At 59.3% G+C, this 14,439-nt stretch carries 10 protein-coding genes; 7 read left to right on the forward strand and 3 right to left on the reverse strand.

Annotated features, from left to right (window positions below):
• The first annotated feature begins 235 nt into the window (after window positions 1-235).
• The 3 genes from VFQ24_08065 to VFQ24_08075 all read left to right on the forward strand — a co-directional run bounded on the left by VFQ24_08065 (window position 236) and on the right by VFQ24_08075 (window position 6,451).
• Entirely contained in the window at window positions 236-3,103 is a 2,868-nt protein-coding gene (locus VFQ24_08065; protein ID HET9178300.1) for a site-specific DNA-methyltransferase, read from the forward strand.
• Window positions 3,103-5,922 (forward strand): DEAD/DEAH box helicase family protein, encoded by a 2,820-nt coding sequence (locus VFQ24_08070; protein HET9178301.1) that lies wholly within the window; start codon window positions 3,103-3,105, stop codon window positions 5,920-5,922. The genes VFQ24_08065 and VFQ24_08070 overlap by 1 nt, the downstream gene beginning before the upstream one ends.
• Window positions 5,923-6,214: 292 nt before the next feature.
• Complete coding sequence (locus tag VFQ24_08075) at window positions 6,215-6,451, forward strand: hypothetical protein (GenBank protein ID HET9178302.1); 237 nt, start codon at window positions 6,215-6,217, stop codon at window positions 6,449-6,451.
• A 142-nt stretch (window positions 6,452-6,593) separates the two neighbouring features.
• Here the strand turns inward: VFQ24_08075 and VFQ24_08080 are convergent, their stop codons facing one another.
• Window positions 6,594-7,286, reverse strand: coding sequence for a metal-dependent hydrolase (locus VFQ24_08080; protein ID HET9178303.1), 693 nt, complete (start codon window positions 7,284-7,286; stop codon window positions 6,594-6,596).
• Between the two features lie 504 nt (window positions 7,287-7,790).
• Between VFQ24_08080 and VFQ24_08085 the strand changes: the two genes are divergently transcribed.
• Both VFQ24_08085 and VFQ24_08090 read left to right on the forward strand, forming a co-directional pair.
• Window positions 7,791-9,410 carry an FAD-dependent oxidoreductase gene (locus tag VFQ24_08085; GenBank protein HET9178304.1) on the forward strand — a complete coding sequence of 540 codons (1,620 nt, stop codon included), beginning with the start codon at window positions 7,791-7,793 and terminating at the stop codon, window positions 9,408-9,410.
• 141 nt (window positions 9,411-9,551) lie between these two features.
• Window positions 9,552-10,190 carry an O-methyltransferase gene (locus VFQ24_08090; protein ID HET9178305.1) on the forward strand — a complete coding sequence of 213 codons (639 nt, stop codon included), beginning with the start codon at window positions 9,552-9,554 and terminating at the stop codon, window positions 10,188-10,190.
• 9 nt (window positions 10,191-10,199) lie between these two features.
• Here VFQ24_08090 and VFQ24_08095 read toward each other — a convergent pair whose 3' ends face one another.
• Both VFQ24_08095 and trxB read right to left on the reverse strand, forming a co-directional pair.
• A complete protein-coding gene (locus VFQ24_08095; GenBank protein HET9178306.1) occupies window positions 10,200-11,024 on the reverse strand; it encodes a transglutaminase-like domain-containing protein in 825 nt (274 codons plus the stop codon).
• 71 nt (window positions 11,025-11,095) lie between these two features.
• Window positions 11,096-12,031, reverse strand: coding sequence for a thioredoxin-disulfide reductase (trxB, locus tag VFQ24_08100; protein ID HET9178307.1), 936 nt, complete (start codon window positions 12,029-12,031; stop codon window positions 11,096-11,098).
• Between the two features lie 229 nt (window positions 12,032-12,260).
• Between trxB and VFQ24_08105 the strand changes: the two genes are divergently transcribed.
• Together VFQ24_08105 and VFQ24_08110 are read left to right on the forward strand one after the other, a co-directional pair.
• On the forward strand, window positions 12,261-13,166 hold the full coding sequence (locus VFQ24_08105; protein ID HET9178308.1) for an ATP-binding cassette domain-containing protein: 906 nt from the start codon (window positions 12,261-12,263) through the stop codon (window positions 13,164-13,166).
• A complete protein-coding gene (locus tag VFQ24_08110) occupies window positions 13,159-14,430 on the forward strand; it encodes an ABC transporter permease (GenBank protein HET9178309.1) in 1,272 nt (423 codons plus the stop codon). Before VFQ24_08105 ends, VFQ24_08110 begins: the two co-directional genes overlap by 8 nt.
• Window positions 14,431-14,439: the final 9 nt, after the last annotated feature.

The following is a 14,439-nucleotide window of genomic DNA, read 5'->3' on the forward strand; positions in this document are numbered from 1 at the left end:
GCTTACCACTGAAGATCTGTCGCGGCTAGGTGCCGATTAAGTTTGATTCCTACTCGATGGCACGGCCATCCTGGCCGCGTCTCTTTGGCCGCAGCACGGGCGAGGACAACCCGCTTCAAAAAACCTTGCTCAAAAAGGTTGAAAGTCGGACAATAACCCTCCGTTGTTCGCAGCGTGCTAGGCCGCTGGCGTCCGGCGCAGGATTGCAGGCAACACCAACGCCCGAGGGAGGGCCATGCCGCGTTCTAATAAATCAAGAAAAAATAATTCAGGCAAGAAACCCATCGAGCAATATGAACACAAGGACAAGAAACGGACGAATAATCCCCCTGTGGGCCTAGTAACGCCCGAGTCTGACCCACCCGACCCGCCACAGAAAACCTACGCCTATGATCCCCACCTTGACCCGCAACTGGAGTGGGCGGGCAAAGCCGAGCGGATGTCGTTCGAGGTCCCTACTGTTTCACTCCACGTCCACGAGCGGATTGACCCTCGCACCATCATCGAGGCAGCGCGCAAGAACGGTTCCAGTAGGGGAGCGCTGCGCGCTCCCGCGGGAGGGCAGAGCCCTCCCCTACAAATTCCGATGTTCGAATCGCCCGCCGAAAACCCGCCGTTTCGCGAAGCCATTGATTTCTACAAGCACGCGCACAACTGGTCAAACCGGCTGATTGCCGGGGATTCGCTGCTGGTGATGAATTCGCTTCTCGAAAAGGAAGGGATGGCCGGGCAGGTGCAGATGGTCTATATTGACCCGCCTTACGGCATCAAGTACGGCTCGAACTTCCAGCCCTTCGTCAACAAGCGCGACGTGAAGGACGGCAAGGACGAGGACCTGACGCAAGAGCCTGAGATGATCCGGGCCTTCCGCGACACCTGGGAGCTTGGGATTCATTCTTACTTGAGCTACCTGCGCGACCGGCTGTGGCTCGCAAAGGAAATGCTCAATGAAAGCGGCTCGTGCTTTGTGCAGATTAGCGATGAGAATGTCCACTTGGTACGCGATCTGTGCGACGGCACCTTTGGTCCCAGCAATTTTGTGGCACTGATAGCGTTCCAGAAGACTTCAGGGCAGACCGCGCAGTACCTGGCTGGCACTGCTGATTATCTGGTCTGGTACGCACGCGACCACGACAGGCTCAAATATCGTTCACTGCACATCGAGAAGCGGCTCGGTGGTGCGGGTGGTTCTATGTATCAATTCGTCGAAATGGAGGGCGGCGAGAGACGACGCTTAACATCGGAAGAGCTACGCGGTGAACTGTCGCTCCCCTCGGGAGCCAAGGTATATCGCCTTGGGGATATAACTTCGCAACGACAGGGGCGGCCATCAGGGCCGGGATCTGCAATGTATTTTCCCGTCGTGATTGAGGGAGAAGAATTTTTTCCACCGGGTTCCCGGGGCTGGACGACAACCAAGGAAGGGATGGAGCGCCTAAAGCTCGCTGGGCGATTGGTCGCCCAAGGGAGCCGCCTGGCATACGTCCGATATCTGGACGACTTTCCAGCGTTTGAATTGGGGACGGTTTGGACCGACACGGCGGGCACTCAAGACCGCATCTATGTCGTCCAGACTAGCACGGAAGTGGCCAAGCGAGCTCTTCTTATGACCACCGATCCCGGCGATCTGGTTTTTGACCCCACGTGCGGTTCAGGAACAACGGCTTACGTGGCCGAGCAATGGGGGCGGCGCTGGATAACGTGCGACACGTCGCGGGTGGCGGTCACGCTGGCCAAGCAACGCTTGATGACCGCGATTTACGACTACTATGAACTGGCACACCCGGAAGAAGGCGTGGGCAGCGGCTTCAAATACAAGACCGTGCCGCATGTGACGCTGAAATCCATTGCCAACAACGAACCGCCCGCGCAGGAGACTTTGTACGACCAGCCGTTTGTTGACAAGGGCCGGGCGCGCGTTTCCGGCCCGTTTACGGTCGAGGCTGTGCCCGCGCCCACGGTGAAATCGATTGGCGAAATCGCTTCCGTAGGGGCAGGGCTTGCCCTGCCCTCGGAGGGCGCAGCAAGCCGCGCCCCTACAGCAGACACCCGCCTTGCCCTGCCCTCGGAGGGCGCAGCGAGCCGCGCCCCTACAGCGGACACCGGCCTTGCCCTGCCCTCGGAGGGCGCAGCGAGCCGCGCCCCTACGGCAGATGGCGAGGCTCGCGATGCAATGTCACGCGGTGAGACCGCGGGGGCGGGGCAAGCCCCGCCCCTACGGGATATCGCCCGTTCGGGCGAAACGCTGCGCCAGAGCGAATGGCGAGACGTGCTCTTGAAAGGCGGGGTACGCGGCAAGGGCGGGCAAAAGATCGAATTTTCCCGCGTCGAGCCGCTTGGGGGCACGCGATGGCTCCATGCCGACGCAGAAACCAAGGGCGTGAAGGCCGAACGGGTGCTGGTCTCTTTTGGCCCGGAATATGCGCCGCTCGAACAGCGGCAGGTGGAACTTGCCTGGGAAGAGGCGCGCCAATTATCGCCGCGACCGGCCATCCTGCTTTTCGTCTACAGCGACATTGACCCGGAAGCCGGCAAAGACATTGCGGAACTCACGCCGGCGAAAACCGGAATGACTTTCCTTGCGGCGAAGATCGACGCCGATGTCTGGACCAAAGACCTCAAGAAGAAAGCCCGGGTCTCGCCCTCGGTGTGGCTGGTGGGCCAGCCGGACGTGGAATTGCGGCCAGTTTCCGTAGGGGCTGGGCTTGCCCTGCCCTCGGCGGGTTCATCCCGCCACGTGAAGAATGGCGACGTAAAGTCGCCGCTACGTTACGTCGTGGAAGTTTGCGGGTTCGATTATTTCAACACCAAGACCGGCACAATCGAATCGGGCGATACGTCCAAAATTGCGATGTGGCTTCTTGATACCGACTATGACGGCAGAAGCCTTTATCCCCGGCAGGTTTTCTTCCCCATGGCCGATGAAGATGAAGGCTGGGCGCGGCTGGCCAAGAACCTGAAAGCCGAAATTGACCCGGACCTGATCCAGGCGTATCGCGGCACAGTGTCTCTGCCGTTCGAGCCGGGCCAGCACAAGCGTATCGCGGTCAAGATCGTGGATGACCGTGGAATTGAGAGCCTGAGAATCGTGGAGGTGAAGTAATGGGAACCGCCACGATCCCGAAACTCATCATCAACTCGCCTTACGAGGAACCGGCGCAGCACTGGAATTACGACCCGAAGACACGCACCTTCAGCCTTGTGGAGGGCCGCAGGCCAGCCGGATACGTGACCGCAACACCCGGCGCTGGCTCATTTGATGATCCTGGTATCTTTACCCCCTTGCCGCTGGTGAACCAGATTCGCCCGCGGGTGGCGGCGTGGCGAGAAAAGGGCTATGCGGGCGCGAGCGGAGTCACCAAGGCGCTGCTCGAACACTGGCGCGACCCGGAACAACGCGACAGCAGCCGGAGGCTGTTTTTCTGCCAGCTTGAGGCTATCGAAATCCTCATCTGGCTGACGGAATCGCCAGCGGCAGACCGGCAGGGGATTGAAATTCCCTCAGATGGCGGGCCATTCACTCGCCTGTGCGCGAAGATGGCAACCGGCGCCGGGAAAACCATCGCCATGGCGATGCTGATTGCATGGCAGGTGCTCAACAAGACGACCTATCCCCAAGACAGGCGCTTTTCGAAGCACATCTTCGTGCTTGCGCCGGGGTTGACCGTTAAAAATAGGCTCCAGGTGCTCGAACTGAACGCCAAGCCGGGCAATTTCTATGATGAGTTCACTCTGGTGCCCACAGGAATGCTGGACCGCCTGAGGCAAGGAAAAATCCTTATACGCAACTGGCACACCTTGATGCCGGACGACCCCGACGCAGGGCCGCGCGTGGTGAAGAAAGGGCCGGAGAGCGACGAGGCCTTTACGCGCCGCGTGCTGGGCGACATCGCGAACGCACAAAACATCCTGGTGATTAACGACGAGGCGCATCACGCCTGGCGCGCGGCCCCGAAATCGACCATCAAGGGCGTTCGCAAGGAAGACATCGAACAAGCGACCAGGTGGATTGAAGGACTCGACCGCATCCACAAGACGCGCGGAATCCAGACTTGCTTTGACTTTTCGGCTACCCCCTTTGCCCCAACCGGGAAGGCCAGCGGGGAAGAAACTCTGTTTGGGTGGATTGTCTCTGATTTCGGCCTGAACGATGCTATTGAATCAGGGCTGGTGAAGACTCCGCAAGTGGTGGTTCGGGATGACGGACAGCTCACCAAGGAGCAAAAATCCCGCCTGTACCACATCTACATGGTCCCGGATGTCAAAGACGATCTGAATCGAAATGCAGAAGAGCAAGTGCCGCTGCACGATCTGGTCAACAATGCGTATGTCCTGCTTGGGAAAGACTGGCTGGAAACTGCCGCCAAGTGGAAAGATGCCGGACGCGACGTGCCGCCGGTAATGATTACGGTGGCGAACCGGACCGAGACGGCGGCACGCGTGAAATATGCCTTCACCCACAAAAGGATTCAGATCGATGAACTGGCCGAGCCTGGCGGGATTCTGCACATCGACTCGAAAGTGCTCGAAAAAGCGGAAGCACGCGAGGAAGCCCCCGAAGGCGATGACCCCAGCCTGGAGAACGGGAACAATTCAAACGATGAAGAGTCACCGCGCAAGAAGCTCTCAAAAAAAGATCAGGCGGAATTGCTCCGCCTGCAGGTCGATACGGTTGGACAGGAGGGCAAACCTGGCGAAAAAATACAGAACGTGATTTCCGTTGGCATGCTGTCTGAGGGATGGGACGCACGGACGGTTACCCACATCATGGGCCTGCGCGCTTTTACGTCACAATTGCTCTGCGAACAGGTTGTGGGCCGGGGACTCCGGCGCACGTCGTATGAGATACAGGCGGACGGCGAATTTAAGGGCTTGTTTAAGCCGGAGTACGTGAACATCTTTGGAGTGCCCTTCCGGTTTCTGCCGCACGAAGGTGGAGTAGAAACGGTGCCCACTCCGCCTGAGCCACCCATTCCTGTCTTTGCCGACCCAAACAGGAAAGAGTATGAGATTTCGTGGCCGAACATCATTCGCATTGACCACGAGTACCGGACCAGGCTTGACTTGACTCTATCAGACGTGCCGGTGCTCGAATTGGATGCACTCGACACCGCCACGCTTGCAGAGATGGCCCCGGTGGTGGAAGGCAGACCGGATGTGACGCAACTTACCGAAATCAACCTGCGGGAATTGGCGCAAAAAAGGGGCCGCTGGCAGACCATCATCTTCAGGACGGCGCAAGAAGTGTACGACCAGATGGAGCCGACATGGACAGGAAACAAGGAAATTTTGCTGGCGCAGGTTGTCGGACTGGTGGAACAGTTTATCGGAAGCGATCGTATTGTGATTACACCGCCTCTGTTCAATCAAGATGATGTGCGCCGCCGAATCATGCTCATGCTCAACATGACCAAGGTTGTGCAGCACATCTGGCAGAGCATCCGCCCTGGAAACACGCGGGCCCTGGTCCCACAGTTTGACCGCGAGCACCCAATCCGATCTACAGGCGATATGCGGCCTTGGGGCACTCGCAAGCCATGCGAGATTACGAAGCTTTCCCACATTAACCTTTGCGTCTTTGACAGCACGTGGGAAGCGAGCGAAGCGTTTGAGCTTGACCGCAACCAAGCGGTAGCAGCATGGGCCAAGAATGATCACCTTGGATTTGAAATTCTATACACGTACCAGGGAACGGTGAGGAAGTACCGGCCTGATTTCCTGATTCGACTTAGGAACGGCGCAATGTTGGTACTGGAAGTGAAAGGGCAGGACTCACAGGAAAACCAGACCAAGCGCGAGTTTCTGGATGAATGGGTAGAGGCGGTCAATGGACACGGCGGCTTTGGCCGGTGGGCATGTGACGTCTCACGGCATCCCATGGACATTCCGGGTATTCTGGAAAAGCACGATCGGGTGATGTGACAACTATGGCGAGCTGAAAAGCAGATTCTTCTCCCGCCTTGCGGGATCAGAATGACGTATGCGGCGCTGCCGTAGCGGCGAGTTTACCTCGCCACGTCCAAACCCGGATGGCGGCGTAAAGCCGCCGCTACATATGATGGCATAAGGTGGCCGGTTTCTCGATGGTGAGAGCAGGTAGCCACGGTCAGTGTTGTTCTGACCGTAGGTTCTTCGCAAGGCAGAATACCCACGGGCAAGCAAGCTTTGTCCATAGCTACCAGACTGTGTGAATTTGGCGTAGATTAGCGCCGCCATGTCGAATGTGCATCGTCTGCGTACCACGGATCGGATCTTTTATGTGACGGTCAACCTGCGCCGTTCGGTTCGGCCGTTCGATGCGCCCGAATACCAGACGATGATCGAGGTCCTGGAGGGCTCGCGAGCAAGGTCCAAGGTTGCCCGATCAAAATTGATTACGCGCGGCTACCGAAGGGATATCGCGGATAAAAACCCCACGGTCAGAACAACACTGACCGTGGCTACCCGCTAACAAGAAAAGTTTCCTTCACCTTCAAAAGAAAAAATACCCTTGATATTCAAGAGAGAATCTACCTGCTGCGAGGCAAGCATCTGCGCCACCCGCCCGCGAGAATTGCCGATGCCGCTGGCCGCGCCGCTACAACGGGAACAAATCAATCAACCAGTCCAACGGATGGCGAGGGAGGCGGCGGAAGGGGCGTGACGATGGCGCGGTGGTCGTCGATCCAATAGGCCCAGGCGAGGAAAATCCAGCAGAAAACTCCGGCCCACTCCACCGCGTCCACGCTGGGCGGAGGCGGGGCGGCGAGTGATGCCAGATAAATCAGGACCAGTAGCGCGATAAAGGTCTTGTAACTGTACTCGCCGATCCTGTCGCGCGGGCGGGTGGTGCGGCTGTAAATCATGGCGCCGATGATGAAGATGCCGCCTTCAATGATGAGCGTCACCGAGATCGAGTTCCACACTCCCAGGCCGACCAACTGGCTGCCGGGATAGAGAGGAAGGTCCGGGCGGTGGCTGATGTAATCCAGCAGCCAGTGGCTCATCACGCAGGCCCAGATGACCAAGGCGCCGCGCTGGCTCTTTTTGAAGATGAGATAAAGCCCGGCCAGCAGCATCGCCCAGCCGAAAACGGCCAGCAGGCTGTGAGTAAACGGATAGCTGACGAACTCCAGCGGATTCGCGGCCGTGATGCCGGGGACAATCCGGACACGCTCCCAGCCGAGCATCAGGAACAGCGGCCAGATGAGGTCAGGCAACTGGGCCGCCAGCAGCAATGTGCCAAACGATGTTTTAGGCGCTGCCTTCTTGGCGCCCAGCGCAACGGCGACGTGACCGATCAGCATCAGGAATACTCAATGGCCTGTGCAGGGAATAGTCTAAAGATACCATACTGCGGGGATTGCCCGATAGACGACGAGGCGGTAGGTGGTAGACGGCAGCTAGTAGGTGGCTGGTGGCATATGGCAGGTGGCATGCGGTATGTGGGATGGACTACGGGCGGGTGGAAGTGGCCATCACGCCCGGCGCCGCTATTCACCCGCCACGCTGCATTGCCCGCCTTCCGAATCCACAAACCGCCCCCGCACGCCGCCAAATCCTGCCGGGTGGTTTCAGGCGTGCGTAGAATAAAGCCCTTAATCTACGCATAGTATGCGTAGACTAAGCCGACGTGGCGAGCAGTGTCATCCCATCCTTAGGGCTTACCCCCTCCAGAAAGGCTCAAGGGGTCGATTGCTCATTGCTGCTCCGCCATCAGCCCTTCCGGTTTTTTCACAAGCTTCTGTTGTGTTTGGGAATTTTGAGCAATACTTTATGTCCGGCTGCCTGCGGGTTAAACGGAGAAGCGAATGAAGCGGCGGGTCTTCCTGAAGAAATCTTTGGCTGGGCTGGGCGGCGCGCTTTTCGCTTCTTCGCGGGCCTTTGGCGCCGAGCAATCTTATGACGTGGTGGTTTACGGAGCGACGGCATCTGGCGTTGCGGCAGCGGTGGCGGCGGCGCGGCAGGGAGCGCGGGTGGCGCTGGTTGAGCCCGGCAGTCACGCTGGAGGGATGGTTTCCGGCGGGCTGGGGCATACCGACACGGGAAGAGTGGAAACCATCGGCGGCATTTCACTGGAGTTTTTCAAGCGCGTGGGGCGGGAATACAACCAGGACGTCGCCTGGGATTTTGAGCCGCACGTTGCCGAAGATGTTTTCAAAACGATGGCGCGCGAGGCCGGGGTGAGCGTGGTTTATGATACCCGGCTGCGCGAGCACGGCGCCATCCAGAGGAAAAGCGGCCGCATCACCAGCTTCACGACGGGAAGGGGCGATGTTTTCTCCGGCCAGGTTTTTATTGACGCGAGCTATGAAGGCGACCTGATGGCGCAGTCCGGAGCGGCGTTCACCTGGGGGCGCGAGGGCCGGGAGCAGTATGATGAATCCCTCGCCGGAGCGCGCGAGGGGCACGAATACGCCGGGCACTGGTTCAAGGTCCCAGTCTCCGCTTACGATTCGCGCCACGGCCTGCTGCCCAACGTCAATCATGGCGCGCGCGGGAAGGCCGGAGCGGCCGACAGGAAAATTCAGGCGTACAACTTCCGTCTGTGCCTGACCAAGGACAAGAGCAATCAGGTCCCGATTCCCCGGCCGGACAATTACAACCCGCATGAGTACGAACTGCTGGCCCGGTTGATCGAGGCGACAGCGAAGGCGAAGAAAATTCCTCCGCGGCTGGAGGAGCTTATCAGTATTTCGCCGCTGCCCAACGGCAAGACCGACATCAACAACAATGGAGCTTTTTCAACGGACTACATCGGCAGAAACTGGGATTATCCCAACGCCGGTTACCAGCGCCGGGGCGAATCATGGCGCGAACACGCGGGTTATACCGCCGGGTTCTTCTACTTTCTCGGCCACGACCGTGGCGTGCCCAGCGAGTTGCGCAGCGAGATGCTGGAGTGGGGCCTGGCGAAGGATGAATTTACCGACACGGGGAACTGGCCCTTCCAGCTTTATGTGCGGGAATCGCGGCGCATGGTGGGCGAATACGTGATGGTGCAGCGCGATCTTGAGACCGAAGTTGCAAAGCCTGACGCCATCGGAATGGGCTCGTACAATACGGACTCGCACAACGTGCAGCGCTACGTGGATGAGACGGGCAACGCGCAGAACGAGGGCGACGTGGAGGCCCCGACCATCCCGTTCCAGATTCCCTACCGCGCGCTCGCGCCCAAACGCCAGGAGTGTGGCAACCTGCTGGTTCCCGTGTGCGCTTCGGCTTCGCACATCGGCTATGGCGCGCTGCGGCTGGAGCCGGTCTACATGATTATGGGAGAGGCGGCGGGCGTTGCGGCCGCTATGGCGGCTGGCAGGAAGCAGGCGGTGCAGGCGGTTGATGCGGGCGCGCTGGCGAAAGAATTAATGAAGCGCGGAGCCGTTATGGAGTGGACCAATCCGAACCATCAGCAACTGAAACCCGTGGCCTGATGCCGTGGTAGCGCCGACCCCGGCGGGGCGGGGTCGGCAGCGGTGACAAAAGCGAAAATGCCGGGTTGAAACCCGGCGCTACTAGCTTGAAGCCCGGCGATACGGTCGTATGAAACACCGGAGAGAGAATAAGGAGGCAAAATGCCAGGAATTCTTGAATTGCCAGTGGAGAGCTACATCGATTCGCTGCTGCCGGCGCGGGATGCCGTGCTGCGGAAGATGGAGTCTTACGCCGCGGAGCACAAAGTTCCGATTGTCGGGCCGGCGTGCGCCCGCGTGCTGCACCAGCTCGCGCTGATGGTCGGCGCGCGGCGGGTGTTTGAGATGGGCTCGGCCATCGGATATTCAACGCTGTGGCTGGCGCGGGCCGTAGGGCCCCGCGGGAAAGTTTTCTACACGGACGGCGACCCGGCAAATGCCGAGCGCGCGCGGGCCTGGCTGCGCGAAGCTGGAGTGCTGGGCCGCGTCGAAATCCTGGTGGGCGACGCGCTTCGATCGCTGAAAGCGACGCCGGGACATTTTGATCTGATTTTCAATGATGTCTCGAAGACGCAATATCCTGAAGTCTTCAAGCTGGCGGTCCCCAGGGTGCGCGCGGGAGGATTGTTCATCACCGACAACGTGCTGTGGTTTGGAAGAGCGGCGCAGGCTGCAGCCGTGGACGATGCGGAAACACGCGCCATCCAGAGATTCAACCGGCTGATTTACAAATCCAAGGACCTGCTGACCACGATTGTTCCGCTGCGCGATGGAATGGCCGTGTGCCTGAAAGAGCGGTGAGGCCGCGCGTCAATTCATCATGCCCTTCAGGCGGCCGACCATCTGCAGGACTTCCTGGACTTCGGGATCTTCGCCTTCCGCCAGCTTCAGATAGACCTTCAATTCTCTGAGGGCGTCGGAATACCGGCGCATGGCGACATAGACCATTCCGCGGTCGCGGATGTTGCTGAGGACGTCCTCGCGGGTGGCGAGAGAAAGCTCGATCATGGTGAGGACCTTGCCATAATCGCAGCGGCGATAGTACGTTCCTTTCAGATTGTTGAGCATGCGGGCCAGGATCTGTTTCTTGGTGGAGGCGGCAAAGAATTCCGGCTTAAGCTCGGCCTCGGGCCCGAAGTGCTCCCTGAGCAGCGCCGCGCAGTCAGAAACGGACAAGATGGTCCCGCGGTGGAAAGGGTCAACCAGGATGTCCGCCGGCGGCCCCGGATGCTTCACCAGAAAGTGGCCGGGAAATCCTACCCCGGCCAGAGGCACTCCCTTTCGCCGCGCAACCTCCGTATAAACCAGCGAGAGGGTGATGGGGATTCCCTTCTTGCGTTCCAGCACATCATTCAAATAGCTGTTGCGCGGATCGTCGTATTCCTTTGCGTTGCCGGTGAATTCTTCTTCCTCAAACAGCACGGCGTTAATGGCGGCGATATTGGCCAGGGCAGAAAATGTGGGATCGGCCTGCACGCGGGCGGCCAGCCGATCGAGTTCCTCGAGCCACGGCGCCGAGTCGAGTCCGGGATATTCGGTGGCGGCAATGGCCAGGGCCGCCTCTGCCAGGTCAATCTGCTCATCGGGGCAGTCCGTCATGGCCTCAAATTGCCGAATGGGGTCGATTTGAATCAAGGCAATCTCCGGTCCCTGTCGGGGACCCAACTACCACGTTAACAGATTCGGGGCTGGCACGCCGCCGGCAACTATTTTGATCGCGCATGCGCAGCTTCGGCCAGAAACTTCTCAGCGTCCATGGCGGCCATGCAGCCCGTTCCGGCGGCCGTCACTGCCTGCCGGTAGATGTGGTCACGGCAGTCGCCGGCTGCAAAGACGCCGGGAACATTGGTTTGCGAACCATCGTGCGTCACCAGGTAGCCAACTTCATTCATCTCGAGTTGGCCCTTGAAAAGCGCGGTGTTGGGGGAATGTCCGATGGCAATGAAGACACCGTGGGCCTCTTTGACCGATTCTTCTCCTGTCTGGAGGTTTTTCAACTGGACGCCCGTCACTTCGCCTTTGGCCGGGTCGAGCACGTCGGTTACCACCGTGTTCCAGATCGGATGGATGAGCTTGCTGTCGAACATGCGCTGCTGCATGATCTTGGAGGCGCGCAACTCGTCGCGCCGGTGCACCACGTTCACCTGTTTGGCGTAGCGGGTAAGGAACAGCGCGTCCTCGGCTGCAGTGTCGCCGCCGCCCACCACCACCACGTCCTTGCCGCGATAGAAGTAGCCGTCACAGGTGGCGCAGGTTGAGACCCCGTGGCCCAGCAGCTTGCGCTCGGAATCCAGCCCCAGCAGCTTGGCTGAGGCCCCTGTGGCGATGATCAGGGCCTGCGTTTCAATTGTCTCCTTGCCCAGTTCCAGCGTGAAAGGGCGCTTTGAAAGATCGGCGCGGGTGATGTCGCCTTCCTGGAATTCGGCCCCAAATTCCTCCGCCTGCTTTTGCATCAGTTCAATCAGCTCGGGCCCCTGGACGCCTTTGGGGAAACCGGGGTAATTCTCCACCAGGGTGGTGAGCGTGAGCTGGCCTCCCGCTTCATGCCCGCGGACCACCAAAGGGGTCAGGTTGGCGCGGCCGGCGTAGATGGCCGCAGTCAGTCCCGCGCAACCCGAGCCGATAATGACGACATTTCTCATCATGTCAGGTCCCTTCCTTATTGTCTTATCTTCAACAGAAGCGTTATCTTATCTTATGCGCGAACCTTCGTACAGCCGCGCATCCACCAGGGGCAGCAGGCTGCAGATTGACCGGCACGCGCAATGGTTGAGTGTTGAATACCATCTGAGTTTGATGCTACAAATCCCCATCGGTTTCTTTCCCTGGCCGCAGCTTCGGATACCGGGGTAAAGGCAAGATCGAACCAACATGAATGCAGTAAGCCTTGAGAAGGTTACGAAGCGCTACGATTCCTTCGATGCGGTCAGCAGCCTGACGATGGAAATCAGGGAAGGGGCCGTCTTCGGTCTGCTGGGGCCGAACGGGGCCGGCAAAACCACCACGCTGCGCATGATTGTCCGCATCCTGATTCCCGACCAGGGATCCGTCCAGGTCCTGGGCGAGCCGCTCAGCGAACGGACGCAGGACCTGATCGGGTATCTGCCGGAAGAGCGGGGGCTCTATCGGCAGATGCGGCTGCTTGAAATCCTGCGCTTCCTGGGAGCGCTGAAGGGCCTTTCGGAAGCGGAATCGGAACGCCGCGCGCGCGTCTGGCTCGAGCGGTTGGGGCTGGCGGACCGGCTGAACGTCGAGGTCCACAGCCTGTCACGCGGCATGCAGCAGAAAGTCCAGTTTATTGCCGCCATCATTCACCGGCCGCGGCTGGTGATCCTGGATGAGCCCTTCACGGGGCTCGATCCGGTCAACGCCGCCCTCATCAAGGACGTTATGCTGGAACTCCGCAATCAGGGCGCAACCATCATCCTCTCGACACACCGCATGGACCAGGTGGAGCAGATGTGCGATTCCATCTGCCTGATGAACAAAGGACAGAAGCTTCTGGACGGAGACCTGAAGGCCATCAAGAAGTCTTATGGCAACAACACGGTCAGGATGGAATTTGCAGGCGACCAGACTTTTCTTCAGCTTCCCGGCGTTATTGAAAGAATCAACTCGTATGGCGAGATGGTTGACATCACTCTGCGCCCCGGGGCGGACGCGCAGCGGATCCTGAAGAGCGCCGTGGAGCGCGGCGTTCAGGTCCGCCGTTTTGAACTGATTGAGCCTCCCTTGAACGACATTTTCATCGAGAAAGTATCGGAGCGCAATGCGTAAGATCTGGCTGATCTTCAAACGTGAATACGTCACCCGGGTGCGGACCAAGGCCTTCATTCTGGGGACCCTCGCTCTGCCGCTGCTCTCGATGGCCGTCCTGGTGATTTCCATTTTTCTCTCGGGAGGAACTTCCCGAAATTCCACCAGAATTGCCATCATCGACGAAGTGGGCGGCGTCGGCGGCGCGGTCGAAAACGCGCTGACCGAGGGCAAATCAACCACCCACCCCAAGCCTGACGTGGTCCAGGTTGTGGAACATCCTGCGCCGGAGACGGAGGCGTATCTCAATTCCCAGGTCATGCAGAATGAAATTGACGGGATTCTGGTGCTGCCGAAAGGCCTGTTGAAAGGGACTGCCGCAGCGCAGTTCCATGCCAGAGGCATGCACGCGGCGGCTTTGATGGGACCCATCGAGCGGGCCGTGAACGCGGCCATCATTGCGCGGCGGCTGAGCGCCGAGGGGAAGAGCGCCAGCGCCATGAAGAACGTCTTCAAAGTGGTGCAGGTCCAGCTCGTGAACGCTTCGTCCGAAAAAGCGGAGGACCCCAGCGAAACCAATTTCGCCATCGCCATTGTCGCCGGCATGGTCCTTTACATGACGCTGATTGTTTACGGGATGTCAACCATGCACTCGGTGATGGAAGAAAAGACCACACGCATGGTGGAAATCCTGGTTTCATCCGTCAAGCCCTTCGACCTGTTGACGGGAAAGATTGTGAGCGTTGGGGCCGTGGCGCTCACTCAATACCTGATTTGGGCGGTGACCGTGGGCGCGCTGTTTGCCTCCGCGGCAAGCGTCACGGCGCTGGTGCGTCCGGGCGCTGCCACGCCCGGCATCAATCTGTCCCCCATGCTGCTGGTTTATCTGGTGGTTTTTTTTCTGGCGGGATATTTCCTCTACTCGGCGCTTTATGCGGCGGCCGGCGCCATCGTTTCGAACGACGAAGAGGCGCGCCAGGCGCAGATGCCGCTCACGCTGTTGATCCTCTGCAGCTTCATGCTCTTCAATGTAATCCTGAACAATCCCAATTCCACCACTTCCGTCATCCTGTCGATGACGCCTTTCCTTTCGCCCATTCTGATGACGCTTCGCGTGGCCATGCAGACGCCGCCGCTTTGGCAGATCGTTCTGGCGCTGGCCTTTTCAATCGCAACCACCTTCTACACGATTCGTATCTCGGCCAGGATTTACCGTGTCGGCATCCTGATGTATGGGAAGCGGCCCTCGCTTAAGGAATTGCGGCGCTGGCTGCGGTATTCGTGAGGGCGCAAG

Source organism: Terriglobia bacterium (assembly GCA_035712365.1).
Classification (GTDB): Bacteria; Acidobacteriota; Terriglobia; order UBA7540; family UBA7540; genus SCRD01.